The sequence below is a fragment of the Yonghaparkia sp. Soil809 genome (assembly GCF_001429705.1).
Classification (GTDB): Bacteria; Actinomycetota; Actinomycetes; order Actinomycetales; family Microbacteriaceae; genus Microcella.
On record NZ_LMSV01000002.1, the window covers coordinates 593,201 to 618,699 of the forward strand.

23 protein-coding genes, 1 tRNA gene and 1 other RNA gene are annotated in these 25,499 nt (G+C 72.7%); 14 read left to right on the top strand and 11 right to left on the bottom strand.

The genetic code is table 11. From position 1 onward, the window contains the following. Positions 1-17 precede the first annotated feature (17 nt). Together ASG83_RS10300 and ASG83_RS10305 are read left to right on the top strand one after the other, a co-directional pair. The gene (locus ASG83_RS10300; protein ID WP_055860858.1) at positions 18-875 is read left to right on the top strand and encodes a DUF1684 domain-containing protein; all 858 of its coding nucleotides are present in this window, start codon (positions 18-20) and stop codon (positions 873-875) included. 309 nt (positions 876-1,184) lie between these two features. Continuing rightward, positions 1,185-2,873 carry a bifunctional 3'-5' exonuclease/DNA polymerase gene (locus ASG83_RS10305; protein ID WP_082515116.1) on the top strand — a complete coding sequence of 563 codons (1,689 nt, stop codon included), beginning with the start codon at positions 1,185-1,187 and terminating at the stop codon, positions 2,871-2,873. Between the two features lie 13 nt (positions 2,874-2,886). On the opposite strand, the gene ASG83_RS12935 is transcribed toward ASG83_RS10305, so the two are convergent. Then, positions 2,887-3,453, bottom strand: coding sequence for a PadR family transcriptional regulator (locus ASG83_RS12935; RefSeq protein ID WP_055860864.1), 567 nt, complete (start codon positions 3,451-3,453; stop codon positions 2,887-2,889). 227 nt (positions 3,454-3,680) lie between these two features. Here ASG83_RS12935 and ASG83_RS10315 point away from each other — a divergent pair, with 227 nt between their 5' ends. Next, positions 3,681-4,184, top strand: a complete 504-nt coding sequence (locus tag ASG83_RS10315) for a DUF3145 domain-containing protein (protein WP_055860867.1) — start codon at positions 3,681-3,683, stop codon at positions 4,182-4,184. Positions 4,185-4,397: 213 nt separating this feature from the next. Here the strand turns inward: ASG83_RS10315 and ASG83_RS10320 are convergent, their stop codons facing one another. The 6 genes from ASG83_RS10320 to aceE form a co-directional block, all read right to left on the bottom strand. Further along, complete coding sequence (locus ASG83_RS10320) at positions 4,398-5,636, bottom strand: beta-ketoacyl synthase (RefSeq protein WP_055860870.1); 1,239 nt, start codon at positions 5,634-5,636, stop codon at positions 4,398-4,400. 84 nt (positions 5,637-5,720) lie between these two features. Continuing rightward, positions 5,721-5,969: an acyl carrier protein gene (locus ASG83_RS10325; protein WP_055860874.1), complete on the bottom strand. Its 249-nt coding sequence runs from the start codon at positions 5,967-5,969 to the stop codon at positions 5,721-5,723. A 92-nt stretch (positions 5,970-6,061) separates the two neighbouring features. After that, positions 6,062-7,066, bottom strand: coding sequence for a beta-ketoacyl-ACP synthase III (locus ASG83_RS10330; RefSeq protein WP_055860877.1), 1,005 nt, complete (start codon positions 7,064-7,066; stop codon positions 6,062-6,064). Next, positions 7,063-7,977, bottom strand: a complete 915-nt coding sequence (locus ASG83_RS10335) for an ACP S-malonyltransferase (RefSeq protein WP_055860880.1) — start codon at positions 7,975-7,977, stop codon at positions 7,063-7,065. The genes ASG83_RS10330 and ASG83_RS10335 overlap by 4 nt, the downstream gene beginning before the upstream one ends. Before the next feature lie 148 nt (positions 7,978-8,125). Beyond that, positions 8,126-9,295 carry a CdaR family transcriptional regulator gene (locus tag ASG83_RS10340; RefSeq protein WP_055862072.1) on the bottom strand — a complete coding sequence of 390 codons (1,170 nt, stop codon included), beginning with the start codon at positions 9,293-9,295 and terminating at the stop codon, positions 8,126-8,128. A 77-nt stretch (positions 9,296-9,372) separates the two neighbouring features. Next, positions 9,373-12,099: a pyruvate dehydrogenase (acetyl-transferring), homodimeric type gene (gene aceE, locus ASG83_RS10345; RefSeq protein WP_055860883.1), complete on the bottom strand. Its 2,727-nt coding sequence runs from the start codon at positions 12,097-12,099 to the stop codon at positions 9,373-9,375. Between the two features lie 137 nt (positions 12,100-12,236). Between aceE and ASG83_RS10350 the strand changes: the two genes are divergently transcribed. From ASG83_RS10350 to ASG83_RS10365, 4 genes are all read left to right on the top strand, one after another. Beyond that, positions 12,237-12,728 carry a redoxin domain-containing protein gene (locus ASG83_RS10350; RefSeq protein ID WP_055860886.1) on the top strand — a complete coding sequence of 164 codons (492 nt, stop codon included), beginning with the start codon at positions 12,237-12,239 and terminating at the stop codon, positions 12,726-12,728. Positions 12,729-12,739: 11 nt separating this feature from the next. Then, positions 12,740-12,812 (top strand) — tRNA-Val (locus ASG83_RS10355). 98 nt (positions 12,813-12,910) lie between these two features. Then, positions 12,911-13,819 (top strand): zinc-ribbon domain-containing protein, encoded by a 909-nt coding sequence (locus tag ASG83_RS10360; RefSeq protein ID WP_055860889.1) that lies wholly within the window; start codon positions 12,911-12,913, stop codon positions 13,817-13,819. 23 nt (positions 13,820-13,842) lie between these two features. Next, positions 13,843-14,376 carry a hypothetical protein gene (locus tag ASG83_RS10365; RefSeq protein ID WP_055860892.1) on the top strand — a complete coding sequence of 178 codons (534 nt, stop codon included), beginning with the start codon at positions 13,843-13,845 and terminating at the stop codon, positions 14,374-14,376. Positions 14,377-14,410: 34 nt separating this feature from the next. On the opposite strand, the gene ASG83_RS10370 is transcribed toward ASG83_RS10365, so the two are convergent. Further along, positions 14,411-14,782 carry a hypothetical protein gene (locus ASG83_RS10370; RefSeq protein ID WP_055860895.1) on the bottom strand — a complete coding sequence of 124 codons (372 nt, stop codon included), beginning with the start codon at positions 14,780-14,782 and terminating at the stop codon, positions 14,411-14,413. A 98-nt stretch (positions 14,783-14,880) separates the two neighbouring features. On the opposite strand from ASG83_RS10370, the gene ASG83_RS10375 reads away from it, so the two are divergent. The 6 genes from ASG83_RS10375 (at position 14,881) to rnpB (ending at position 21,023) form a co-directional block, all read left to right on the top strand. Continuing rightward, positions 14,881-15,771: a DMT family transporter gene (locus ASG83_RS10375; RefSeq protein WP_235451454.1), complete on the top strand. Its 891-nt coding sequence runs from the start codon at positions 14,881-14,883 to the stop codon at positions 15,769-15,771. Positions 15,772-15,789: 18 nt separating this feature from the next. After that, positions 15,790-18,585, top strand: coding sequence for a cytosine permease (locus ASG83_RS10380; RefSeq protein WP_055860898.1), 2,796 nt, complete (start codon positions 15,790-15,792; stop codon positions 18,583-18,585). 9 nt (positions 18,586-18,594) lie between these two features. Then, positions 18,595-19,452 carry a Nif3-like dinuclear metal center hexameric protein gene (locus tag ASG83_RS10385; RefSeq protein WP_055860904.1) on the top strand — a complete coding sequence of 286 codons (858 nt, stop codon included), beginning with the start codon at positions 18,595-18,597 and terminating at the stop codon, positions 19,450-19,452. Beyond that, a complete protein-coding gene (locus ASG83_RS10390; protein ID WP_055860907.1) occupies positions 19,452-20,192 on the top strand; it encodes a zinc ribbon domain-containing protein in 741 nt (246 codons plus the stop codon). The genes ASG83_RS10385 and ASG83_RS10390 overlap by 1 nt, the downstream gene beginning before the upstream one ends. Next, positions 20,189-20,614 carry a reverse transcriptase-like protein gene (locus ASG83_RS10395; protein ID WP_055860911.1) on the top strand — a complete coding sequence of 142 codons (426 nt, stop codon included), beginning with the start codon at positions 20,189-20,191 and terminating at the stop codon, positions 20,612-20,614. Before ASG83_RS10390 ends, ASG83_RS10395 begins: the two co-directional genes overlap by 4 nt. A gap of 24 nt (positions 20,615-20,638) precedes the next feature. Continuing rightward, positions 20,639-21,023, top strand: an RNA gene (rnpB, locus tag ASG83_RS12330) — RNase P RNA component class A. Positions 21,024-21,063: 40 nt separating this feature from the next. On the opposite strand, the gene ASG83_RS10400 is transcribed toward rnpB, so the two are convergent. Beyond that, positions 21,064-22,530 carry an SDR family NAD(P)-dependent oxidoreductase gene (locus ASG83_RS10400; RefSeq protein WP_055860914.1) on the bottom strand — a complete coding sequence of 489 codons (1,467 nt, stop codon included), beginning with the start codon at positions 22,528-22,530 and terminating at the stop codon, positions 21,064-21,066. A gap of 108 nt (positions 22,531-22,638) precedes the next feature. Next, a complete protein-coding gene (locus ASG83_RS10405) occupies positions 22,639-23,367 on the bottom strand; it encodes a VIT family protein (protein ID WP_055860917.1) in 729 nt (242 codons plus the stop codon). A gap of 192 nt (positions 23,368-23,559) precedes the next feature. On the opposite strand from ASG83_RS10405, the gene ASG83_RS10410 reads away from it, so the two are divergent. Further along, entirely contained in the window at positions 23,560-24,663 is a 1,104-nt protein-coding gene (locus ASG83_RS10410) for an acyl-CoA desaturase (protein WP_055860920.1), read from the top strand. A 72-nt stretch (positions 24,664-24,735) separates the two neighbouring features. Here the strand turns inward: ASG83_RS10410 and ppgK are convergent, their stop codons facing one another. Next, positions 24,736-25,488: a polyphosphate--glucose phosphotransferase gene (gene ppgK, locus ASG83_RS10415; protein WP_055860924.1), complete on the bottom strand. Its 753-nt coding sequence runs from the start codon at positions 25,486-25,488 to the stop codon at positions 24,736-24,738. Positions 25,489-25,499: the final 11 nt, after the last annotated feature.

Sequence of the window (25,499 nt, forward strand, 5' to 3'; positions counted from 1 at the left end):
CCGTCAGGATGGAGCCCATGTCGCACGCCGCCGCCGCCCCGAACGCCGCCCCCGCCTCCACGGCAGCACCCGCCACGCCGGAGGAGCGCTATCGCGTCTTCCGCGAGCGGCGCGACCTCGCCGCGGTGCAGCCGCAGGGCCCGCTCGCCCTCGTCAACACGCAGTGGGTCGATGCCGAGCAGACGATCTGGGGCGTGCCCGGGCGCTGGGCGCCCGCGCCCGAGGGCGGTCTGCTCGTCACCGCGACCGCGGCCGACGGCATCACCGTCGACGGGGCCGTCGTCGACGGCACGGTGCGCGTGCGCGGCAAGGACGACCCGCAGGCCTCCAGCATCGTGTTCGACGACCACACGACCGGCTTCGTCATCGCCGGCGAGAACGGCACCTACGCCCTGCGCGTGTGGGATTCGCGCAGCGAGGCGATCGAGAGCTTCGGCCGGATCGACGCGTTCCCCTACGACCCGGCGTGGGTCGTGACGGGTACGTTCCGCGAGATCGAGGGCGGCACGACGGTGGGCTTCGAGCACCTCAAGGACGACGGCGCGACGCGCGACGAGGTCATCCCGGGCGAGATCCGCTTCACGCACGGCGGGGTCGAGTACGACATCGCGGCCTTCAAGTCGGGCCGGGCCCTGCAGCTCGTCTTCAGCGACGCGACGGCGGGCGACAGCACCTACTCGGTCGGGCGGTTCCTCTTCCTCGCCCCGAACGCCGACGGCTCGATCACCCTCGACTTCAACACGGCGATCCTCCCTCCGTGCGCCTTCAGCTACAACTTCAACTGCCCGCTGCCGCCCAAGCAGAACCGCTTCCCCTTCCCGATCGAGGCGGGCGAGAAGAACGTGCTCGCGAAGGACGGCTCGCTGCTGCACTGACGGCCTGACGCCCTGACGCTGCGCGTCGACAACTCAGGACGAGCGCTCCTCGCGATGGGCCCGCGCGACCCTGCCCGCGAGTGCGCGTCAATAACTCAGGACGAGCGCGCGTCTGACCGCGGTCCTGTCCCGCTGCACCGGGCGAGCGACCACAGGCCCGCAGCGCTGGTCCTGAGTTGTTGACGCGAGCGCGCATGACGCTCGTCCTGAGTTGTTGGCGCGCACGGGCCTGGCGCGGCGGGCGCCGTCGGTGGGGGGCGGCAGACTGGGGGCGTGCTCATCGTCGTCGACCGCAGCCCTGACGGGGGGATGCTCCTCACCGACGACGACGGAACGATCGAGCTCCCCGCCGCCGAGCTCGCCGCGACCGTCGCCGCGCGCGAGCGCGAGCCCGGCGAGCCGCCCCGGTGGGTCTGGAGCGACACGGCCGCCCGCTACCCCGAGCTGCTCGCCGCGGGTGCGCGCGTCGAGCGCTGCCACGACCTGCGCCTCGTCGACGCCATCCTCGCCGGGGTCGACGGCCGCGCGCCCGAGCCCGCGCTCGCTCGCACGGTCGAGTTCGTCCGACCCCCGATGCCGCGCCCGCAGGTCGAGGCGCTCTTCGAGTTCGACGACGTCGTCTTCGACGGCTCCTCCGCGCCGGTGCCGGCCGTGCGTCCCGGGGGCCCCGATCTCGGGCGCCCCGCGCCGGTGCCCACCCTCGCCGCCACCCAGCGCGCCGACCTCGCCCGCGACCGCGGCCCCGGTGCGCCGCGCCCCCGCGCCCTCGCCCTGCTCGCCGCAGCCGAATCGGCCGGCGCTCTCGCCGCCGTCGAGATGCAGAGCACGGGCCTGCCGTGGAGCGCCGAGACCCACGACGCCCTCCTCACCGAGCTCCTCGGGCCACGTCCGGAGGCCCCCGGGGCCCGCCCGGCGAGCCTCACCGCGCTCGGCGCCGAGGTCGAGCGACTGCTCGGGGCCGCGCCGGGGAGCATCCCGCTCGACTCCCCGCCCGAGCTCGTCAAGGCGCTGCGTCGCGCCGGGCTCGAGGTCTCGAGCGCCCGTTCCTGGGAGCTCCGCCGCCTCGACCACCCCGCGATCGAACCGCTGCTGCGCTACAAGAAGCTCAGCAGACTGCTCTCCGCGAACGGCTGGAACTGGCTCGACGCCCACGTGCGCGACGGCCGCTTCCGCCCCAGCTACGTCCCCGGCGCAGTCGTCACAGGCCGCTGGGGCTCCGACGGGGGCGGCGCGCTGCAGCTGCCGAAGCAGATCCGCGGAGCCGTGCAGGCCGACCCGGGCTGGGTGCTCGTGGTGGCCGACGCGGCGCAGCTCGAGCCGCGCATCCTCGCCGCTCTCTCGCACGACGCGGCGATGGCGCGCGCCGGCGCGGGGGAGGACCTCTACGCCGGCATCGTCGCGAGCGGCGCTGTCGAGTCGCGCGAGCAGGCCAAGCTCGGGATGCTCGGCGCGATGTACGGCGGAACGACCGGCCAGAGCGCCCGCGTCCTGCCGCGGCTGCAGCGCGCGTTCCCCGACGCGATCCGGTTCGTGGAGGAGGCAGCGAGGGCGGGGGAGCGCGGGGAGCACGTGCGCACGCGCCTCGGTCGCACGTCGCCCGCGCCCAGCGAGGCCTGGCGCGAGCGGCAGCTCATCGCGGCCTCCGACGCCGCGACCGCCGCGCAGCGCGACGAGGCACGCTCGGCCGCGCGCGCGTGGGGGCGCTTCACCCGCAATTTCGTCGTGCAGGGCAGCGCCGCCGAATGGGCGCTGTCGTGGATGGCCGGCGTGCGCCGCCGTCTCTGGTCGCCGGAGGGCGGTCCGCTGGCCTCGCAGCCCCACCTCGTGTTCTTCCTGCACGACGAGCTCATCGTCCACGCTCCGCGCGAGCGCGCGCCCGAGGTCGAGCAGGTGATGCGCGCCGCCGCCGTCGACGCCGGGCGCCTGCTCTTCCAGGGCAGTCCGGTGAGCTTCCCCGTCACGGTCGCGACGGTCGAGCGCTACAGCGACGCCAAGTAGCCGGTCGTCCGCGTCAGCGCGACGAGCCGTGCGCGGCCGCGCTGGTGTCGGCGGCGCGGCGACCGCGTCGGCGACGATCGGTGCGGAGCGGCCATGGGTCGATCGCCGGGAGGGAATCGAGCCAGGCGAGCGCCGCGGAGCGGAGGAGGCGCTGCGCGTGGGCGGCCGAGGCCTGCGCCGCGCCGCCGGAGGGATCCGCGATCTCGGCGGAGGCGCCCTCTCGAGGCGCCCAGAGCATCCGATAGTTCGCCAGGAGCGTGTCGAGGTGGTTGCTCGGCAGCGACATCGCGAGCAGGACCCGCTCGACCATCTCGTGCCAGTCGGCGAGGTCGGGCTCGGTGAGATGCATGCGCGCCTCGATCGTGCCGGCGTCGGTGAGCTGGTAGAGCGGAAGGTTGTCGGGCGTGGAGCCCGCGTCCTCCACGAGTCCGTCGCGGCGGAGCCGGTCGAGAGTCGAGTAGACCTGGCCCACGTTGAGGGGCGCGTCGCGTCGCGTGCGCTCGACGACCTCGGCGTGCAGCTGGTAGCCGTAGGCCGGGCCGAGGGTGAGGACGGAGAGCAGGGAATGACGGAGCGTCATGACTCCACACTATGCGGCGTATGCAATGACCGGGAAATCGGTCAGCGCCTCTCCGCGCGTCGGGGGGACGGCGGGGCGATGCGTCGAGGAGATCGAACGACACGCTTGTGATTCGAGCCCGTGGTGGGCGATAATGCGTACACGGCGAGAGATCGCCATAACTGAACACGCTGTCACACCGCGAACAGGTCGATGGGGAAGTCGTACCTGAGGAAACGGAGTGAACAGTGGCAACAGCAACGGCTCGCGGAGTGCTCTACGTGCACTCCGCTCCGCGCGCGCTCTGCCCGCACATCGAGTGGGCAGCAGGTCGCGCCATCGATCGCGCCGTGAGCTTCGACTGGATCGATCAGCCGGTCATGAAGGGCTCGCAGCGCACCGAGTTCGTCTGGGAGGGCGAGCGCGGCTCCGGCGCGCGCATCGCGAGCGCCCTGCGCGGCTGGGAGCACCTCCGCTTCGAGGTCACCGAGGAGGCCGGCTTCGGCACCGACGGCGGGCGCTGGATGCACACGCCCGACCTCGGCATCTTCTACGCCCAGACCGACGTCGCCGGGAACATGGTCGTCCCGGAGGACCGCGTCCGCTACGCGATGGAGGTCGCGGGCTCGAACACGCTCGAGCTGCACCGCGAGCTCCGCCTCGCCCTCGGCCAGGCCTGGGACGACGAGCTCGAGGCCTTCCGCCACGCGGGCGACGGCCAGCGCGTCGTCTGGCTGCACCGCGCCGGCTGACCCGGCGCTCGTCGAGAACTCAGGACGACCGGACCCCGCACTCGTCGACAACTCAGGACAGCAGGCGCCACGAGCGCCGGGTGATCGCTCCCCGGGCCCGTGAAGCACCGCTGGTCCTGAGTTGTTGACGTGCGCGGCGGGGTGCCGACGTCGATCGTCCTGAGTTCCTGACGCGAGCGCGGTCGAGCGCGGCCGCGCCCGTCGCAGAGCGGGCTACTCGTCGTACGAGCGGAACGCGATGACCGAGTTGTGCCCGCCGAACCCGAACGAGTTCGAGATCGCGAGCTGCGGCCCGTCGCCGAGCGGGCGCGGCGAGGTGACGACGTCGAGCGGGATGCGCTCGTCCTGGTTGTCGAGGTTGATGGTCGGCGGCGCGGTGCGCTCGTGGAGCGCGAGGATCGTGAAGACCGCCTCGAGCGCGCCCGTCCCGCCGAGCAGGTGGCCAGTGGACGCCTTCGTCGCCGAGACGGGGATCGACCCGACCCGGTCGCCGAAGACGCGCTTGAGGGCCTCAAACTCCGCGACGTCGCCCACGGGCGTGGAGGTGGCGTGGGCGTTGATGTGCGTGACCTCGTCGGGCGTCGCCCCGGCCTGCTCGAGGGCCGCGAGCACGGCGCGGGCGGCGCCCGAGCCCTCCGGGTCGGGAGCGGTGATGTGGTACGAGTCGCTCGTCACGGAGCCGCCGGCGAGCTCGGCGTAGATGCGGGCGCCGCGCGCGAGCGCGTGCTCCTTCGTCTCGAGCACGATCGCGGCCGCGCCCTCGCCGAGCACGAAGCCGTCGCGGTCGACGTCGTAGGGCCGCGAGGCGGCGGCAGGGTCATCGTTGCGCTTGGAGAGCGCCTGCATCGACGCGAACGCGGCGATGGGCAGCGGATGCACGACCGCCTCGGTGCCGCCGGCGACGACGATGTCGGCGAGGCCCTGCTGCAGGTGCTCGTAGGCGTTGGCGATCGCCTCGGTGCCGGAGGCGCACGCGGAGACGACGGTGCGGGCGCCCGCGCGGGCGCCGAGGCCCATGCTGATCGCGGCCGCGGCGGCGTTCGGCATGAGCATGGGGATCGTCATGGGGAGGACCCGCCGGGGGCCCTTCTCCTTCAGCACGTCCCACGCGTCGAGGAGCGTCCAGAGGCCGCCGATGCCGGTGGCGTAGTCGACGAGGATGCGCTCGGGGACGATGTCGGGAGCGCCCGCGTCGGCCCACGCCTCACGCGCGGCGATGAGCGCGAACTGCGCGGACGGGTCGAGGCGCTTGATCTCCTGGCGCTCGAGCACCTCCTCGGGGCGCACCTTCGCCTGCGCGGCGAAGGTCACGGGGAGCTCGTACTGCTCGACCCAGGGCTGCTCGAGGCTGCGGGCGCCGGATTCTCCGGCGAGGAGGGCCGTCCAGCTCTCACGGGCGGTCCCGCCGATGGGGGAGGTGGCACCGATTCCGGTGACGACGATGGTGGTCATAGCGTCAGCTCTTCTCTCAGGGGTGGGAGGCGTCGCGGGGGCCGGGGCCGCGCGTGTGCGACGGCCCCGGCATCCGCGCGGGGTCTAGCCCTGCGCGTTGACGATGAAGGTGACGGCGTCGCCGACGGTCTTGAGGTTCTTGACCTCCTCGTCGGGAATCTTCACGTCGAACTTCTCCTCGGCGTTGACGACGATCGTCATCATCGAGATCGAGTCGATGTCGAGGTCGTCCGTGAACGACTTGTCGAGCGCGACGGAGTCGGTCGCGATGCCGGTCTCGTCGTTGATGAGCTCGGCCAGGCCGGCGAGAACCTCTTCGGTGGAATGTGCCATGGTGTTGTCTCCTCAGGGGGTGTCGAATGACCGTCCCCCATCCTAGGGCGGGGGTGAGCCGCGGGCGCGGTGGCCGGGGTGGTCGTGGCGGGCTAGGGCAGCCGCACCACCTGGGCGCCGAACACGAGTCCGGCGCCGAAGCCGATCTGCAGGGCGAGTCCTCCGCTGAGCTCGGGATGCTCGGCGAGCAGTCGATGCGTCGCGAGGGGGATCGAGGCCGCCGAGGTGTTCCCCGTCGTTGCGATGTCGCGCGCGATGACGACGCTCTCGGGCAGCTTGAGCTGCTTGGCGAACTCGTCGATGATGCGCATGTTCGCCTGGTGGGGGATGAAGGCCGCGAGCTGGTCGGCGGTCACTCCGGCGGCGGTGAGGGCGCGCTGGGCGACCTTCGCCATCTCCCACACCGCCCAGCGGAAGACCGTCTGGCCCTCCTGGCGGAGTGTCGGGAAGACGCCGGCCTCCACGCCCTCGGCGATCGTGTGGTCCATCCCGATCGTCTCCCACTTCGAGCCGTCGGAGCCCCACACGCTCGCCGCGATGCCGGGGGAGTCGGCGGGTCCGACGATCGCCGCCCCCGCGCCGTCGCCGAGCAGGAACGAGATCGTGCGGTCGGTGGGCTTCGCGAAGTCGCTGAGCTTCTCGGCGCCGACGACGAGCACGAACTCGGCAGCGCCGGCCCGGACGAGGGCGTCCGCCTGCGCGATGCCGTAGGTATAGCCGGCGCACGCGGCTGAGACGTCGTACGCGGGGGCGGGGTTCGCGCCCACGCGCTCGGCGAGGAGTGCCGCGAGCGAGGGCGTCTGCACGGGGTTGGAGATCGTCGAGACGATCACGGCGCCGATACGGCTCGGGTCAATGCCGGCCTTCGCGATCGCCTCCTTCGAGGCCGCCTCCGCGAGGTCGACGGCCGTGACGGAGTCGGAGGCGCGCATCCGCGTGATGACGCCGGTGCGCTGCCGGATCCACTCGTCGGAGGAGTCGATCGGCCCGACGATGTCGTCGTTCGGCACCGTGAGGTCGCCGCGCGCTGCGCCGACCGACCAGATGCGCGTGAACGGCACGCCGACCGACTGCTTCAGGACGGGCTGCTCGCTCATGCGCTCTCCAGCATCTCGATCGCGGCGGGGAGGTCGTCGGGGGTTCGGATCGCGACGGTCGGCACGCCCTTGAGGCCGCGCTTGGCGAGCCCGACGAGGGCGCCGGCGGGCAGCAGCTCGATAACGCCCGTGACGCCGTCGGCGGCCATCGACTCCATGCAGAGGTCCCAGCGGACCGGCGAGGAGATCTGCCCGACGAGCAGGTCGACGTAGCCCGCGCCCGAGGTGACGACCGCGCCGTCGCGGTTCGTGTAGAGGCGGATGCCCGGGTCCGCGGTCGGGACCGTCGCGGCAGCCGCGCGCACGCGCTCGACCGCTGAGCCCATGTAGCTCGTGTGGAACGCGCCGGCGACCTGCAGCGGGATGACCCGCGTGCCGGGCACGGGGTCGCTCGCGAGGGCGTCGAGGTTGCGCAGCTCGCCCGCGACGACGGTCTGCCCGCCGCCATTGACGTTGGCGGCCTCGAGGCCGAGCTCGACGAGGCGCTCGCGAAGAGCATCCGCGTCGCCGCCGAGAACAGCGCTCATGCCGGTCGGCACGGCCGCGGCGGCCTCCGCCATCGCGATGCCGCGCTCGCGGACGAGCCGCATCGCGTCGAGCTCGTCGATGACCCCGGCGATGGCCGCGGCCGCGAACTCGCCGACGGAGTGGCCGGCCACGGCGCCGACGCGGTCGCGGCGCCCCTCGAGGAGCGCGGCGGCGCTCAGCAGCGAGGCGGCGACGATGAGCGGCTGTGCGACGGCGGTGTCACGGACCGTGTCGGCGTCCGACACCGTGCCGTGCGTGACGAGGTCGATGCCGGCGGCCTCGCCGAGCGCCTCGAGGCGGGTGCGATGCGCGGGGTCGGCGAGCCAGGGCTCGAGGAAGCCGGGGCTCTGCGAGCCCTGGCCGGGGGCGACGACGACGATCATTGCTTCATCCTCCCAAGAGCGGGGACAAGGGGTGGTGTGGGGGTGGTGCAAGAACGGTCGCAGACCTTGTGAGGACCGTACAGGGTCGGGGATTCCCGCCGGGGCATGCCTCCCGGGGCCGGCGGAGCGGGAACCGGCCTGGGCGCGGTCAGCGGCGCGGCGCCTCCGGCTCGGAGATCGACCCGACGATGAGCGCGCACTGCAGGATGATCGCCTCGCGGGCGCCGGTGGCATCCCAGCCGATGACCTCGCTGATGCGCTTGAGGCGGTAGCGGACGGTGTTGGGGTGCACGTACAGCTCGCGGGCGGTCGCCTCGAGACTGCGGCCGTTGTCCAGATAGGCCCACAGGGTCGTCAGCAGCTCCGTGTTGTGCTGCTTGAGCGGCTTGTAGATGCGGTTGATGAGCGTCGAGCGCGCGATCGGGTCGCCCGCGAGCGCGCGCTCGGGCAGCAGGTCGTCAGCGAGGGTCGGGCGCGGGGCGTTGCGCCACGAGCGCGCGACGGCGAAGCCCGCGAGCGCGGCCTTGGCGCTCTTGCCGGCGTCGACGACGTCGGGGACCTCCGGCCCGAGAACGAGGTGCCCGGCGCCGAAGAACGGCTCGAGGGCCTGGGCGATCTGCGGGAAGGTCGCCGGCTGCGGCGATGGCTCGTCGGCCCGCGGGAGGGCGCGGCCGATCACGACGACCAGGCGGTTGCCCTGCACGCCGATGAGCACGTCGGCGTCGACATGGCGCGCGGTGCGGCGGATCTGGTCGACGTCGACGATGCGCGGGGTCGTGCCGACGAGCACGCACACCTCGCCGTGGCCGTTCCAGCCGAGAGCGGCGATGCGGCTCGGGAGCTCGTTGTCGTACTCGCCGGAGAGGATGGAGTCGACGACGAGAGCCTCGAGCCGGGCATCCCACAGCCCCCTCGCCTCGGCGGCGCGCGCGTAGACGTCGGCGGCGGCGAAGGCGATCTCGCGGCTGTACAGCAGGATCGCCTCGCGCAGGCTCTGGTCGCCGCTCGTGACCCGCTCCTCGACGACCTCGACGGTCACGCGGATGAGCTGCAGGGTCTGCTGCAGGCTGACCGAGCGCAGCAGCTCGCGGGGCGCGGCGCCGAACACGTCGGCGGCGATCCACGGCTGTGAGGTCGGGTCGTCGTACCAGCTGATGAGCGAGCTGATGCCGGCCTGCGCGACGAGGCCGACCGCCGAGCGGCGGCTCGGAGGCATCTCGCGGTACCACGGAAGCGTGTCGTCGAGCCGCTTGAGCGTCGCGGTGGCGAGCTCGCCCGAGATGTTCCGCAGGTACTGCAGGGTCTGGGCCTTCGTCATCGACGCCACGACTCGTCCCTTCCTCGGACCGGTCGGGGCCCCGCGAGTCGCGGGGCCCCGGATGGTGCTGCTGCGATCTACGCCTCGCCGCCGGCGGACCCGGTGGTCCCGGCAGTGACGTCGTGCAGGCGGTACCGCTCGATCGCCTCCGCCACGACCGAGGGGTCGAGCTCGCCGCGTCGGACGAGCTGCTGCAGGGTGCGCACGACGACCGACGGGCCGTCGATGTGGAAGAAGCGGCGGGCGGCGGGGCGGGTGTCGCTGAACCCGAAGCCGTCGGCTCCGAGGGTCGCGTAGTCGCCGGGCACGAACTGCCGGATCTGGTCGGGCACGGCGTGCATGAAGTCGGTGACCGCGACGAACGGCCCCTCGGCTCCGCGGAGCTTCTCGGTCACGTAGGCCGTGCGCGGCGCCGCCGCGGGGTTGAGGAAGTTGTGCTCGTCGGCGGCGAGACCGTCGCGGCGCAGCTCCGTCCACGATGTGACGCTCCAGACGTCGGCCGACACGCCCCAGTCGTTCGCCAGCAGCTCCTGGGCCTCGAGCGCCCACGGCACGGCGACGCCCGAGGCGAGGATCTGCGCCTTGTGGCCCGCGGCCGCGCTCGGCTTCAGGAGGTAGAGGCCCTTGAGCAGGCCCTCCACGTCGAGGCCCTCGGGCTCGGCCGGCTGCACGTGCGGCTCGTTGTAGACCGTCAGGTAGTACATGACGTTCGGGTCCGGGTGCTGGCCCCCGTACATGCGGTCCAGGCCCGCGCGCACGATGTGTCCCAGCTCGTAGCCGAACGCCGGGTCGTAGGTGACCACGGCGGGGTTCGTGCTGGCCAGCAGCGGCGAGTGGCCGTCGGCGTGCTGCAGGCCCTCGCCCGTGAGCGTCGTGCGGCCGGCCGTCGCGCCGATGATGAAGCCGCGCGCCATCTGGTCGCCCGCCGCCCACATCGCATCGCCCGTGCGCTGGAAGCCGAACATCGAGTAGAAGACGTAGACGGGGATGAGCGGCTGGCCGTGCGTCGCGTAGCTCGTGCCCACGGCCGTAAAGGCGGCGAACGCGCCCGCCTCGTTGATGCCGGTGTGGATGATCTGGCCCTGCGGGCTCTCCTTGTAGGCGAGCAGCAGCTCCCGGTCGACGCTCGTGTAGTGCTGGCCGTTGGGGTTGTAGATCTTGGACGTCGGGAAGTAGGCGTCCATGCCGAACGTGCGCGCCTCATCCGGGATGATCGGGACGATGCGGTGGCCGAACTCCTTGTCGCGCAGCAGGTCCTTGAGCAGGCGCGCGAAGGCCATGGTCGTCGCGACCTCCTGCTTGCCCGAGCCCTTCTTCGCGATCGCGTAGGCGCTCTCGTCGGGAAGCGAGATGTCGACGTGCTTCGAGCGGCGCTCGGGCAGGTAGCCGCCGAGCGCGCGGCGACGCTCGTGCAGGTACTGGATCGCGGGGTCGTCGTCGCCCGGGTGATAGTACGGCGGGCGGTACGGGTCGGCCTCGAGCTGCGCGTCCGTGATCGGGATGCGCATTTCGTCGCGGAACTGCTTGAGGTTGTCGAGGGTGAGCTTCTTCATCTGGTGGGTCGCATTGCGGCCCTCGAAGCTCGGGCCGAGGCCGTAGCCCTTGACGGTCTTCGCGAGGATGACGGTCGGCTGGCCCTTGTGCTCCTGCGCGGCCTTGAAGGCGGCGTACACCTTGCGGTAGTCGTGGCCGCCGCGCTTGAGCTTCCAGATCTGGTCGTCGGTGTAGTTCTCGACCATCGCGGCGGTGCGCGGGTCGCGGCCGAAGAAGTGCTCGCGGATGAACGCGCCCGACTCGGCCTTGTAGGTCTGGTAGTCGCCGTCGGGGGTCACGTTCATGAGGTCGCGCAACGCGCCCTCGTGATCCTGGTCGAGCAGGGCATCCCACTCGCGACCCCAGATGACCTTGATGACGTTCCAGCCGGCACCGCGGAAGAAGCTCTCGAGCTCCTGGATGATCTTGCCGTTGCCGCGGACCGGGCCGTCGAGCCGCTGCAGGTTGCAGTTGATGACGAAGTTCAGGTTGTCGAGGCCGTCGTTCGCGGCGAGCTGCAGTGCGCCGCGGCTCTCGACCTCGTCCATCTCGCCGTCGCCGAGGAACGCCCACACCTGCGAGTCGTCGCCGTCGACGATGCCGCGGTTGGTGACGTACTTGTTGAGCTGGGCCTGGTAGATCGCGTTGATCGGCCCGAGGCCCATCGACACGGTCGGGAACTGCCAGAAGTCGGGCATGAGGCGAGGGTGCGGGTAGCTCGAGAGCCCGCCCGTCGGGTGCGACTTCTCCTGACGGAAGCCGTCCAGCTGCTCGGGGCTCAGGCGGCCCTCGAGGAAGGCGCGGGCGTACATGCCGGGGGAGGCGTGGCCCTGGTAGAAGATCGCGTCGCCGCCGTTGGGGTGGTCGGCGCCGCGGAAGAAGTGGTTGTGGCCGACCTCGTAGAGCGCCGCGCTCGACGCGTAGGTCGAGATGTGGCCGCCGACGGCGATGCCGGGGCGCTGCGCGCGGTGCACGGTGATCGCGGCGTTCCAGCGGATCCACGCGCGATATCGGCGCTCGATCTCCTCATCCCCGGGGAACTCGGGCTCGTTCTCGGGGGCGATCGTGTTGAGGTAGTCCGTCGTCGGCACCATCGGCACGCCGAGGTGCAGCTCCTTGCTGCGCTTGAGCAGGCTGAGCATGATCTCGCGCCCGCGCTGCGGCCCGTGCTGCTGCACGAGGGCGTCGAGCGACTCGTTCCATTCGGCGGTTTCCTCCGGATCCGCATCCATGGTGTGCACCGAGTACGGATCCTGGTCGTTGACCGTCACCCTGAACCTCTTCCTGGTGGTGATTAGGGGGAGTGTGTCGGCGCCGCGGACCGGGTTGCGGACACGCGGACTGGCGAACCCTCCCACTCTAGACCCGAGCGCCCTCGTGCTCGCCGAGGCGGCGGTAGCCTGCACGAGTGCCCATCGCCGTCGGCTCGCCCGCCCCTCCCTTCGCCCTGCGCGACCAGTTCGGGCGCGCGATCGCGGTGCCGGATGCCCGCCTCGGGCGCGCCGTCCTCCTCGTGTTCTTCCCGCAGGCGTTCACCCCCACCTGCACGGACGAGCTGCGGTCGCTCGCGGCCGAGCGCGCGGCACTGGAGGCCGAGGGAGTCACGGTCCTCGCCTGCTCGGTCGACTCGATGGCGACGCTCCGCGCGTTCGATGAGGCGGAGGCGCTCGGGCTGACCCTGCTCTCCGACTTCTGGCCGCACGGCGCGGTCGCCGAGGCCTACGGCTCATTCCTGCCGGATCGCGGCTGGGCCGATCGCGTCTCGGTGCTCGTCGACGCCGCCGGCGTCGTCCGCGCTCTCGCGACCGGAACCGACGGTGCGCCCCGGGACGCGGAGATGCATCGCGGGATGCTCGCGGCTCTCGACGCGCCGGCCGACGAGCGCGCGGCCCGCGGCTAGGCTGGCCGCGCGGGCTCTTAGCTCAGCTGGTAGAGCGCCTCGTTTACACCGAGGATGCCGGGGGTTCGAGTCCCTCAGGGCCCACCGCGCTCCTGTCCGCCCCCGCGCGGCGCATATTCGTGTCGGCGGTCGCCGCTACCGTCGCACTCGGGCGCACCGGCGTCCGGAGAGGGAGCGGGAGCGTGCCCGAGAGCGTCGAGCAGTGGTGGGCGCGGCGGCAGTGGACGACCGGTCGCGAGGTGCCCTACCCGATCGGGCGCTATCGGGATGCCTGGGCCCCGTTCGCGATGCTGGTCGAGCAGTTCCGCCCCGACCGCAATCGCGCGCTCCTGCTGTCGCAGGTGCCACCCGCGGCGGAGGTGTGGCTCGTCTGGGTGTGCGCCATCGGCCACGAGTTCGTCGCGACCCCCGCCGAGCAGCGAGCACGACCCGGCCGGTCGCGCTCCAACCGCTCGTGGTGCCCGATCTGCTCGGTGCCCGGGTTCCTGCCGGCGGGCGGCAAGTGGCCCCGCCCCGCCACCGCAGCCGCCCCGTCTGCCTCACCCGTCACCCCGCCGCCCGCGCGTCGCCCTCCCCGGCACGTGCCCGCGACCGCCGCCGCGCTCCCGACCGTGCGCGCCGCCGACGTCGCCGTCGGCCGCGCCTTCCGCAGCGCGATCGCCCCTCGAGCGACATCGGCGAGCGAGGGCGCGGTGCGCGCCGCGATCGAGGCCCGCCTCGCCGTCGACCTGACCCCGAACGCCGTGCGCATCCGAACGCCGTTCTTCGATCGGCTCGAGGTGTGGCCCGACATCGTCATCCCCGAGCTCGCGGTCGCGATCGAGCTCGACACGATCGGGCGCAACGCCGACGAGCACATCGGGCGCCGGGAATCCGTCGATCGTCGGAAGGATCGGCTGCTGCGCGAGGTGGGCTGGGAGGTCGTCCGCCTGCGCATCCGCCCCCTTCGTCCGCTCGGGCCCTTCGACCTCGTCGTGCCCGGGGTGTCGCAGCGAGCGATCGACGCCCTCGTCGACCGCGTCGCCGAGGCGCGCAGCCCGCTCTTCGTCGACGCCTACCGACGTGCGGGAGATGTCGGTGGTCGTGCCTAGCCTCGACTGAGGAGAGGAGCCGCATGACCACCGATGGCACCGCGCCCGCGCCCGCGCACGCCCGGCAGCGTGCGTCGGCCCGATCACCGGAGCATCGCGCTGCCGTCACCGCCCTCGCGCTCTCGGCCCTCGCGCTCTCGCCCATGCCGGCGCTCGAATGGTCGACGGCGAGCCACGCCGGTCGGTTCGAGCCGCTCTTCTCGTGGTCGCACCTCGCTCGTCTGGTTCGCGCGCTCGGCTCGACGGGCATGCCCTATCTGGTCGTCCAGCGGACAACGGACCCCGGCGAGCGCTTCGTGCAGTGCCTCGGCACGCGCGCCCGTCTCATCGTGGAGATCGGTGCGCGCGACGCCGTCTCCCGGCGGCATGCGGTCCAACGCGTCCGGCAGGGCAGCCCTCGGGGCGAGACGATCGACGTGCACCCGGAAGCCGATCGCCGCCAGCCCGTCGATCTGAGCGAACTCCTCACGGCGGACCAGTTCCTCCGGATCGCGCACGACTGGCTCACTCTGGGCGTCGTGCCCGGGTTCGACCTCGACCCGGTGCCACTGGCGTGACCCCGTGTCTCGCGACTGACCGGGGGCCCCCGAACTAGAGGAACAGCGCCCAGAGCAGCGCGACGAACGTGAGCACGAAGATCGCGGGCGTCACGAAGCGGACGATCTCGACCCCGCGACCCATCGCGACGATGCGCCGCGAGAGCGTGCTGGAGGAGGGCATCGATCGCAGCGACTCGATGATCGCGCGCCCCTCGCTCGCGGCGGCGAACTGGGTGATCGCGCCGAGCACGCCCGAGGCGAGCAGGATCCCCGCCGCCGCGAGGCGCACGGGCAGCTCTGTCTCGGCGAGCCCGTCGACGAGCATCCACAGCGTCACGGCGAGGAGGAAGGTCGGGGCGAGCTGCGAGACGATGATGTGCCAGCGGGCGGTGTTCCACTGCGCGATGAGCTCTGGCTCGGTCAACGGGGGCTCCCTGGGTCGTGCCGGACTCCGATCGAGCCCTCGCTACGATCGGCTCAGCCGCGATCGCGGCGATGATCATCAGAGTAGGGGAGCCGGCCGTGCGTTCAGCGCTGTGGGCGCTCGTGGCGGCGAGCATCCTCTGGGGCACGACGGGCACGGCCGCGAGCTTCGTGAGCGACGCCGTGAGCCCGATCGCCATCGGGGCCGCCACCATGGCGATCGGCGGCGCCCTGCTGCTGGCGATCAGCGCCCGCGGCGCGGTGGCCGCGGTGCGTCGGCCCGACACCCGGCGGTGGCTCCTCATCGGCGCCGTCGGCGTCGTCGCCTACCCGCTGGCCTTCTACTCGGCCATGGATCTCGCCGGTGTCGCGATCGGCAACGTCGTCGCGCTCGGCTCCGGGCCGCTGTTCGCCGCGCTCCTGGAGCGCGTCATCGACGGCCGTCGTCTGACCCGGCGGTGGATGCTCGGCGCGAGCGCCGGCATCGTCGGCGTCGCCCTGCTCGTCGCCGGCGGGCACGGCGGCGAGGGCGGCGCGGACTCCGCAGGCGTGCCGCTCGGCGTCGCGCTCGGGCTTCTCGCGGGCGCCGCGTACGCCTTGTACACCTTCGCCTCCGGGCGGGTGATCGGACTCGGCGTCTCGAGCCGTTCGACCATGGGCGCGGTGTTCGGGCTCGGGGCGATCCCGCTCGCGGTCGTCCTGCTCGCGACGGGCAGGCCCATCCTCGAGTCGCCGCAGGACGTCGCGATCATCGGCTACCTCGCCGTCGGGCCGATGCTCCTCGGCTACGTGCTGTTCGGCTGGGGGCTGCGGTCGATCCGCAGCTCGACGGTCACGGTCGTCACGCTGCTCGAGCCCGTCATCGCGACCCTCCTCGCCGTCCTGGTCGTGGGCGAGCGCCTCGACGCTCTCGGGTGGGCGGGGCTCGCGCTGATCCTCGTCGGGGTGACCGTCGTCTCCACGGCCCGTCGCCCCGTTCCGGCGCCGTAGCGCCCCTATCATCGGGGCATGGTCGACCCCCTCGAACCCGACGACGAAGACCCGGCTCGTCCGCCCGGCCCCCGCCGATCGACCTACACCCCGCCTCCCGCCGGTGCCGAGTACCGCCCCGGTTCGCTGACGGGCGACGCCGTAACCCTGCCCGCCGAGCCGCGCACGGAGCTGGGTGCCGAGCCGCGCGCCGAGCAGCCCGTCGAGCCGCCCGAGGAGTCCGACCGCGTCGTCTGGACGGTGCAGAGCTCGGAGCCCGAGATCGGGACCGCCGAGCCGCCCGTGCGCTCCGAGCCGCCCGCCGGGATCCCCGGCCGGACCGCTCCCGTCTCCGCGGTCGATCTCGCCGAGATCCCGGCGCCGCCCTCGCGCCTGTCGCTCTCCGACGCCGAGCTCGCGTCCGTCGTCGACCCGTCCACCGCCGCGCCCGGCAGCACGGCCGAGCTCATCGACCTCTTCGAGGAGCAGCTCGCCCTTCGCGCCGAGGAGGCTCAGCGCCTGTCCCTGTGGGAGCAGGCCGTGCGCGAGACGGGCCTGCCGCAGGCCGACGAGATCGTCGAGTCCGTCCGCAGCGCCTTCACCGGCATCATCGACGTCATCCCGCCGGCGCCGTCGAGCGACGACCCGTGGGCGCGCTACCCGGGCGAGATCGCGCCGCCCCCGGCCTCGGCGGATGACAGCGAACCGCTCGTGATCCCGCCGATCGTGGGCCCCGAGGACATCGCCGCCGCGCTCGAGGTCGCCCCGCCGCCGCAGTCCGAGCCGCGCACCGAACCCGACGTGCGCACCGAGTCCGAGCCGTACCCCGGGCCGGTCGACACCGGCCCCCACCCCGGCGCCTCGCTCGCCGGCATCCTCGCGGACGCCCCTCCGCCGTTCGGCCTCGTGCCCTCCGCCGTCGTCCCCCCTCCCGCGGACGAGGCGGCCTTCGCCCCGACCCCGGAGCCGCCGGCTCTCATCGAGCCGAGCGCTGAACCGCTCGTCGAGCCGAGCCCCGACCCGACCGCCGATCCGACCGCCGAGGAGCCCGTTCGCCGCGCCGAACGGCCCATGCCCTCAGCGCCCGTCGGCGCCCCCACGGGTCCGATCCTGGCGAATCCTGCCGCGGTCGCGGCGGCGGCCCTCGGGTTCGATGACATCCTGCGCGCCGCGGGTGCGACGCCCGCGTCGGCGCCCGAGCCCGCGCTCGACCCGCCGGCGACCCTCGCCGCATCCTCCGCCGGCACCGTGCCGACAGCACTCTCGTCGACTGCGGCCACGACGCCTCCGCCGACGACGCCCCCGCCGAAGACGACCACGATGCCCCCGTCCACCACGGGCCCCTTCCAGGCAGTCCCCGTCCCCGACACGGGCGGGCGCTCCAACCCGCCCGCGCTGCGCGTCGAGGCCTCCGCGCTCGAGCCGACCCCCGTCGCGCTCCGCGCGGGACGCTCGATCCGCCTGTTCTGGCTCTGGTTCGCGGTCAACGCGAGCGTCGTGAGCATCGGTCTCGGCGGGATCCTCGTCGGGCTCGGCATGAGCCTGCGCCAGGCGATCCTGTCGGCGCTCGTCGGTGTCGCGGTCTCCTTCCTCCCGCTCGGCCTGGGCACGCTCGCCGGCAAGTGGAGCGGCCAGCCCACGATGGTCATCTCCCGCGCCACCTTCGGCATCGTCGGGAACCTCCTCCCCGCAGTGCTCGCGGTGGTCACGCGCCTGCTCTGGGCGGCCATCCTGCTCGGGATGCTCGGCGCCGGCGTCGCGGAGGCCCTCGTCTCGACCGGCATCGCCGCCGGAGCCGACCGGCTCGGGCTCGCGAGCGCGATCGCGACGACCGGCCTCGTGCTCGCCGCCGTCGTGGCCGGGTTCGGATACGGCATGATCGCGACCGTCGCCGCCGCCGCGAGCATCGTGTCGGGCATCCTCGTCGTTCTCGTCATCGCCCTCACCGCGCCTGCGGTCGACATGTCCGCCGCCCTCGCGATCCCCGACGGCGACTGGGCGCTCGTCGTCACCGGCGCCGTCCTCGTGTTCAGCGTCGTCGGGCTCGCCTGGGCGAACTCGAGCGGCGACCTCGCCCGCTACCAGTCGAAGGGAACGATCGGCGCCGGTGCGGTGCTGTTCGCCTCGTTCGGCGCGACCATCCCCGCCTTCGCGCTCGTCGGCTGGGGCGCGACGCTCGCGAGCTCCGGCACGGCGCTGCGGGACGCTCTCGCCTCGAACCCCGTCGGCGCGCTCGTCGATCTCCTACCCGGTGGCCTCGGGCTGCCGCTCGTCCTCGCGATCGCCCTCAGCCTGACCGCCGCCGCGGCGCTCGCCCTCTATTCCGGTGGCTTCGCGCTCCTGGCGACGGGCCTGCGCACCTCGCGGCCGATGGGCGTTCTGATCGGCGTCGTGCTGACCGGCGCGATCGCCGTCCCGCTGGTCGCGATGGCGCCCTCGCTCGAGGTGCTCGTGCGCGACGTCCTCACGACGCTCGCCGTGCCCGTCGCAGCGTGGGCGGGCATATTCGGGGCGGAGACGATGATCCGCACGCGGCGCGTCCACTCGCCCTCGCTTCTGCAGTCCGGCGGCGTCTACCCGCCGGTTCGCTGGGTGAACACGGTCATGCTGATCGTCGCGAGCGTTCTCGGCTGGGGCTTCACGAGCGCCGCCGTCGGAGGCCTGGACTGGCAGGGATTCCTGTGGAGGGTGACGGGTGGGGCGGGCGCACTCGCCGAGTCCGACGCGGGCGTCGCCGTCGCGCTGCTCCTGGGGCTCCTGACGCCGATCGTCGCGGGCATCCCGGCCGTTCGCCGGCTCCAGGCGGCCGAGTACCGGGCCTCCCTCGACTCCTAGACTGGAGCCATGCCCCGAACCGTCGCCGATGTCGTCTCCGCGGCGGAGCGGCTGTGGCCGCTGCGCGGCGCGGAGGAGTGGGACGCCCCCGGGCTCGTGAGCGGAGACCCGCTCGCGCCCGTCGAGCGCGTCCTGCTCGCCGTCGATGCGGTCGCCGCGACGGTCGAGGAGGCGATCCAGCGCGAGGCGCAGCTGCTCCTCGTCCACCATCCGCTCCTCATGCGGGGCGTCACGACGGTCGCCGAGTCGACCGCGAAGGGTGCGCTGCTCGCGCGCCTCATCCGCGGCGACTGCGCGCTCTACGCCGCGCACACGAACGCCGACGTGGTCGAGTCGGGCACGAGCGCGCGGCTCGCCGACCTGCTCCAGGTGCGGGATGCGCGGCCCATCGAGGCGTCGGGCGAGCACCCCGAGCGCGGCCTCGGGCGTGCGGGCCGCCTCGCCGAGCCGATGACGCTCGAGGCCTTCGCGCGACGCGTCGCGAGCATCCTGCCGCCGACGGTCGGGGGAGTCCGCGTCGCGGGTGATCCCGACCGGATGGTGCGCGCGGTCGCGGTCTGCGGCGGCGCGGGCGACTCGCTGCTCGGCGCGCCGCTCGTGCGCGAGGCCGACGTCTACGTGACCGCCGACCTCCGCCACCACCCCGCGAGCGAGGCCGTCGAGACGGCCCTCGTCGCCGGCGGCCCGGCCCTCATCGACGTGTCGCACTGGGCGAGCGAGTCGCTGTGGCTCGCGACCGCCGCCGACGAGCTGCGCGCGGCCCTGCCCGGGCTGGAGGTCGTCGAGAGCGACCGCCGCACCGACCCCTGGAGCTTCCAGATCGTCAACGAGACGCCGGCGACCCCGGCGCGAGAGAGGCACCCCTGATGGCACTCACCGCCAGCCCCGAGACCCAGGCGAGGCTGCTCGACCTGCAGCGACTCGACACCGCGCTGCAGCAGCTCGCGCACCGCTCCCGCACGCTCCCCGAGCGCGCGGCCGTGACAGCGCTGCAGGAGGATGCCGAGCGCATCAAGGCGGCCGTCGTCGAGACGAGCGGCCACCTCGAGGATGCCCGGCTCGAGCTCGGCCGCGCCGAGTCCGACGTGGAGCTCGTCGAGAAGCGCATCGCCCGCGACTCCGAGCGGCTGCAGTCGAGCTCGTCGGTGAAGGACATCCAGGGCCTCGAGCACGAGCTCGCCTCGCTGCGCACCCGGCTCGGCGATCTGGAGGAGATCGAGCTCGCCGTCATGGAGCGCATCGAGCTCCTCGAGCGCGCCGCGACGGGTGCCCGCGAGACGCTCGAGGCGCACACCGCTCGCCGCACGGTCGCCGAGGAGGAGCTCGCCACCGCCCTCGCCGGGATCGACCGCGAGCGCGCCGACCTCGACGCGCAGCGCTCCGCGCTCGTCGCCGAGCTGCCCGCCGACCTCGTCGCGCTCTACGAGAAGCAGCGCGAGCGCTACGGCACCGGCGCCTCGCACCTGCGCGCTCGCGTGTCGAGCGCGAGCGGCGTGACGCTCACGGGCTCCGACCTCGAGATGGTGCGCCGCGCGGCGCCCGACGAGGTCGTCCTGTGCCCCGACTCGAACGCCATCCTCGTCCGCACCGCGGAGTCGGGTCTGTGACGGCTCGCGAGCTTCTCATCGAGGCCGACGGCGGCTCGCGCGGCAACCCGGGTCCGGCCGCGGGCGGTGCCGTCGTCATCGATCCCGCGAGCGGCGAGGTCATCGCCGAGGTCGGCGTCTGGGTGGGCACCGCGACCAACAACGTGGCCGAGTACTCGGGCATGCTCGCGGGCGTGCGCCGCGCCCTCGAGATCGATCCGGATGCCGCTCTCACGATCCGCATGGACTCCAAGCTCGTCGTCGAGCAGATGATGGGCCGCTGGAAGATCAAGCACCCCACGATGGCCGAGCTCGCCGCCGAGGCCCGTCAGGCGCTCACGGGCACGCCCGTCCGCTTCGAGTGGGTGCCGCGACTGCAGAACTCCCGCGCCGACAAGTGCGCGAACGATGCGATGGATGCCCGGGCATCCTTCTCGCGCTGAGAGCGTTAGCCTGGGGGACGCAAGTGGGTCGGCCAGACGGTCGCGTCGGAGACACGCCCCCGCGAGGGGGAACGGCTCCGCCGAGGAACGTCCGGGCTCCGCAGAGCAGGGCGGTGGGTAACACCCACCCGGAGCAATCCGCGAGAAAGTGCAACAGAGAGCAGACCGCCTCCGGCCTCGTGCCGGCGGTAAGGGTGAAACGGTGGTGTAAGAGACCACCAGGGGCCCGAGCGATCGGGCTCGCTGGGTAAACCTCGCCCGGAGCAAGGTCAGACAGACACCGTCGAGGCGGCTCGCTGAGGTGTCGGGTAGACCGCTGGAACGTGCCGGCAACGTCACGTCGAGAGAGATGGCCGTCGAACGGGAGAGATCCCGGGAACAGAACCCGGCGTATCGGCCGGCCCACTTGCCTCATAACCGCATCACCGGTCGGGCGACGGATGCCCCGCTCACCACTGCGAGGGCGCGTAGTCCTTCAGGAAGACGCCGAAGAGCTCCTCGCCGGCCTCGCCGCGCACGATCGGGTCGTACACGCGCGCGGCGCCGTCGACGAGGTCCAGCGGGGCGTGGAAGCCCTCCTCGGCGAGCCGCAGCTTCGTCGGGTGCGGGCGCTCGTCGGTGATCCAGCCCGTGTCGACGCTCGTCATGAGGATGCGGTCCGACTCCCACATCTCCCGCGCACTCGTGCGGGTGAGCATGTTCATCGCGGCCTTCGCCATGTTCGTGTGCGGATGCCCCGGCCCCTTGTACCCGCGGCCGAACACGCCCTCCATCGCCGAGACGTTGACGACGTAGCGCCGCTCGAACGACGAAGCAGCCATCGACGGCCGCAGCCGATCGACCAGGATGAACGGCGCGACCGAGTTCGCGAGCTGCACCTCGAGCATCTCCAGCGGCTCGACCGAGCCGACCGCCTGGGTCCAGCTGTTGACGTCGTGCAGGTCGGGCACGAGGCCGCCGGCGTCGATCGCGGTGCCGTCGCGGTGCCGGGCGAGGGATGCGCTCCCCGCCGTCAGGGCCGCCTGCGTCAGCTGCTCGGCCTTCGCGGCGGCCGCCGAGAGGATGGGGTGGGCGGCGACCGACTCCGCGAGAGCCAGCGGGTGCGGATCCATCGTGTGGCCGAACGTCACGAGCTCCGGCAGCGGCCCGTCGGGCAGGGGCGCGAGCTCGGCCTCGATGAGCGGCTGGTACGCGCCGGGCGAGCGCCGCACGGTCTGCGCGGCGTTGTTGATCAGGATGTCGAGCGGACCGGCGTCGGCGACCGACTCGGCGAGCCCGATCACCTGGGCGGGGTCGCGCAGGTCGATCCCGACGATGCGCAGGCGGTCGATCCACTCGGCCGAGTCCGGCAGCGCCGAGAAGCGGCGCACCGCGTCGCGGGGGAAGCGCGTCGTGATCGTCGTGTGGGCTCCATCCCGCAGCAGTCGGAGGGCGATGTACATCCCGATCTTGGCGCGACCTCCGGTGAGCAGGGCGCGGCGCCCCGTCAGGTCGGTCCGGGCATCCCTCTTCGCGTGGTTGAGCCGGGCGCAGTCGGGGCAGAGCTGGTGGTAGAACGCGTCGACGAGCGTGTACGGCTTCTTGCAGATGTAGCACGCCTGCGGCCGCGTGAGCTCGCCCGCGAAGGGAGCGTCGGTCGACGAGCTGATGTCCACGCCGCGGGTCTCGTCGTCGATGCGCTCCGGCGAGCCGGTCGCGGTCGCGGCGATCACCGCGCGGTCGGCGTCCGCGATCTCGGTGCGCTTGTCGACCCGGCGCCGCACCTTCACGGCGCGGATCATGTGCGCGGTCGCGCGGCGCACGGCGACGAAGTCGGGGTCGTCCTCGTCGAGGCCGTGGAGGGCCTCGAGCACGCGCAGGGTGGCGGCGAGGTCGTCGGGGTCGATCCGATTCGGTGCGGGAGGCGGGGTGGGCACACGGAATCGTACCGGCCGCCTGCCCGGCGCCGCGCCGCATCCGACACGCCCGGAATTCAGGCGCGACCGAACCGCATAGGAACTGCTCAGGATCGAGGAATCGTCGCGCTACTGGACGGCGGCGCCGAGGAGCGCGCCCGCCGCGAAGGTGACGGCGAGGGCGATCGCGCCGCCGACCAGGACGCGGATCGTGGGTCGCACCCAGTGGCTGTCGCCGAGCCGCGCGCCGATCGCGCCCGTGACGCCGAGGGCGACGAGGACGGCGGCGAAGGTGATGGGGATCCTCAGCCCCTCCGGCGGGAGAAGGATCGCCAGCATCGGCAGGACGGCCCCGAGGAGGAACGCGAGGCCGGAGGCGCGGGCCGCCTGCCACGGCTTGAGCACCTCGTGCTCGTCGATGTGGAGCTCGGCCTCGAGGTGCGCGCCGAGCGCGTCGTGCGCCGTGAGCTCCTCCGCGACGCGCAGCGCGGTTGCCTCCGTGAGGCCTTTTCCCCGGTAGATGGCGGCGAGCTCCGCCAGTTCCTCCTCCGGCTGCTCGGCCAGCTCGCGCTTCTCCTTCGCGATGAGCGCGCTCTGACTGTCGCGCGCGCTCGAGACCGAGACGTACTCGCCGAGCGCCATCGAGATCGCGCCTCCGATGACGGCGGCGAGTCCCGCGGCGAGGATCGGCTGCGTGTCGGAGGTCGCTCCCGCCACGCCCACGACGACCGCCGCGACCGACACGATGCCGTCGTTGGCGCCGAGGACGCCGGCGCGGATCCGGTTGACCCGATCGGTGAAGGCGCCGCGGTCGTGGGGTTCTTCCCGATGGAGTGAGATCGCGGGGGAGTCGGACATAGGGGAAGTCAAGCACTCGAGCCACCCTGGCTCAATGAAGGCGAGGCTATGCACACTCACAGCGGCCCCGTCGAGCCCCGACCTGTATTCCTCGCTCTGCATGGGTCGGCACGTACTGTGGAATGCATCCACCGGGTCAGCCCGGGTGCACATGGCGGCTGGGAAGTCGGCGACTCGATTCCGGAAGGCCCCATGACCTCCATCACCAGCTCCACCCTCGGTGCGGTCCGCCCGACCACCCCGCGCGACCCGTCGGCGCCGCACCCCACGAGCACCTACTCGGCGCTCATGCGAACCGTGCGTGACGCCGGCCTCCTGCGCCGCCGCCGCGGCTTCTACTTCGCCGTGTTCGGCGCCCTCGTCGTCGCCCTCGGCGGCGCGATCACGGGCTTCGTCCTTCTGGGCGACTCCTGGTACCAGCTGCTCATCGCTGCCGCTCTCGGCATCATCCTCACGCAGATCGCCTTCGTGACACACGAGGCCTCGCACCGCCAGGTCTTCGAGTCGGGCAAGGCGAACGATCGCGCCGGCCGCTGGCTCGCCGCCGGTGTCGTCGGCATCAGCTACCACTGGTGGATGCACAAGCACTCGCGCCACCACTCGAAGCCGAACCAGGTCGGTGCCGATCCGGACATCGCCCCCGACACGATCCGCTTCACCGAGTCCGACGCCGCAGAGGTCCGCGGGCCGCTCGCGCTGATCACGCGCCGCCAGGGCTGGCTGTTCTTCCCCCTCCTGACCCTCGAGGGCATCAACCTCCACGTGCGCTCGATCATGAGCCTGTTCGAGAAGGGGAGGATCGAGGGCCGCGCGCTCGAGCTGACGCTCATCGGCCTCCGCCTGAGCCTCTACGTCGCCGTGATCTTCTGGGCGCTGCCCCTCGGCCTGGCCTTCGCCTTCCTCGGCGTGCAGCTGGCCGTCTTCGGCGTGTACATGGGCGCCTCCTTCGCGCCCAACCACAAGGGGATGCCCATCCTCCCGCACGACTCCAAGCTCGACTTTCTCAGCCGCCAGATCATCACCTCGCGCAACATCAAGGGCGGGTGGTGGTCGACGGCCCTCTTCGGCGGGCTCAACCACCAGGTCGAGCACCACCTGTTCCCGAACATGCCGCGCCCCGCGCTCGCGAAGGCCCGCGAGATCACCCGCGAGTACGCCCGGCAGCTCGGCATCCCCTACACGGAGGCCGGCGTCGGCGAGTCGTACCGCATCGTCATCCGCTACCTCAACGAGGTGGGCCTGCAGGCGCGCGACCCGTTCGACTGCCCGATGGTCAACCGGTTCCGCCGCGCGTAGTCCGCGCCTCGGCACGATCCTCGCGAACGCCCGGCCCTCGTGCCGGGCGTTCGTCGTTCCCCCGGGCGCGGCCTAGGTGTGCTCGGGGCGGTGCGCGAGCGCCGCGGCGCCCAGGATCCCCGCGTTGTTGCGGAGCGTCGCCGGGACGATCGGGGTGCGCAGGTCGATCAGGGGCAGGAACTGCTCGTGGTGCTTCGAGACGCCGCCGCCGACGATGAAGAGGTCGGGCGAGAAGAGGAACTCGACGTGCGCGTAGAAGCGTTGCAGCCGGGCCGCCCACTCCTCGAACGAGAGCTCCTCGCGCTCCCGGACACCGTTGGAGGCCCACGTCTCGGCGTCCGCTCCGTCGAGCTCGAGGTGGCCGAGCTCGGTGTTCGGGATGAGTGCGCCGTCGAAGAGGAAGGCGCTGCCGATTCCCGTGCCGAGCGTCGTCATGATGACGAGGCCGTCCTGGCCCGCGGCGGCACCGTACCGCGCCTCGGCCACGCCCGCGGCGTCGGCGTCGTTGACGAAGTGGATGCCGCGGCCGAGTCCCGCCTCGAACAGCGCCTCGGCCTCGAGGCCGATCCACTCGTCCGAGACGTTCGCGGCCGACATCGTGCGGCCGGCTATCACGATCGCGGGGAAGCAGACGCCGACGGGAACCCCGGCGGGAGCATCCAGCTCGGCGAGGATGTCGGCGGTCGTCTCGACGATCGCGGCGGGCGCACCGCCCGCGGGCGTCGCGCGCTTGACGCGCTCGCTGCGCAGCTCGCCGGTCGCGAGATCGACGAGGGCTCCCTTGATGCCCGTGCCTCCGATGTCGATGCCGACGGCGATCGTCATAGCGGATGTCC

Bases quoted from the DNA above. Each gene is read 5' to 3' on its own strand.
- ASG83_RS10380 (WP_055860898.1), top strand. From the start codon at position 15,790: ATGGTCGACCCCCTCGAACCCGACGACGAAGACCCGGCTCGTCCGCCC.
- ASG83_RS10330 (WP_055860877.1), bottom strand. From the start codon at position 7,066: ATGAGCGAGCAGCCCGTCCTGAAGCAGTCGGTCGGCGTGCCGTTCACG.
- ASG83_RS10325 (WP_055860874.1), bottom strand. From the start codon at position 5,969: ATGGCACATTCCACCGAAGAGGTTCTCGCCGGCCTGGCCGAGCTCATC.
- ASG83_RS12935 (WP_055860864.1), bottom strand. From the start codon at position 3,453: ATGACGCTCCGTCATTCCCTGCTCTCCGTCCTCACCCTCGGCCCGGCC.
- ASG83_RS10320 (WP_055860870.1), bottom strand. From the start codon at position 5,636: ATGACCACCATCGTCGTCACCGGAATCGGTGCCACCTCCCCCATCGGC.
- ppgK (WP_055860924.1), bottom strand. From the start codon at position 25,488: ATGACGATCGCCGTCGGCATCGACATCGGAGGCACGGGCATCAAGGGA.
- ASG83_RS10365 (WP_055860892.1), top strand. From the start codon at position 13,843: ATGACCACCGATGGCACCGCGCCCGCGCCCGCGCACGCCCGGCAGCGT.
- ASG83_RS10335 (WP_055860880.1), bottom strand. From the start codon at position 7,977: ATGATCGTCGTCGTCGCCCCCGGCCAGGGCTCGCAGAGCCCCGGCTTC.
- ASG83_RS10300 (WP_055860858.1), top strand. From the start codon at position 18: ATGTCGCACGCCGCCGCCGCCCCGAACGCCGCCCCCGCCTCCACGGCA.
- ASG83_RS10405 (WP_055860917.1), bottom strand. From the start codon at position 23,367: ATGTCCGACTCCCCCGCGATCTCACTCCATCGGGAAGAACCCCACGAC.
- ASG83_RS10385 (WP_055860904.1), top strand. From the start codon at position 18,595: ATGCCCCGAACCGTCGCCGATGTCGTCTCCGCGGCGGAGCGGCTGTGG.
- ASG83_RS10410 (WP_055860920.1), top strand. From the start codon at position 23,560: ATGACCTCCATCACCAGCTCCACCCTCGGTGCGGTCCGCCCGACCACC.
- ASG83_RS10305 (WP_082515116.1), top strand. From the start codon at position 1,185: ATGCTCCTCACCGACGACGACGGAACGATCGAGCTCCCCGCCGCCGAG.
- ASG83_RS10340 (WP_055862072.1), bottom strand. From the start codon at position 9,295: ATGACGAAGGCCCAGACCCTGCAGTACCTGCGGAACATCTCGGGCGAG.
- ASG83_RS10390 (WP_055860907.1), top strand. From the start codon at position 19,452: ATGGCACTCACCGCCAGCCCCGAGACCCAGGCGAGGCTGCTCGACCTG.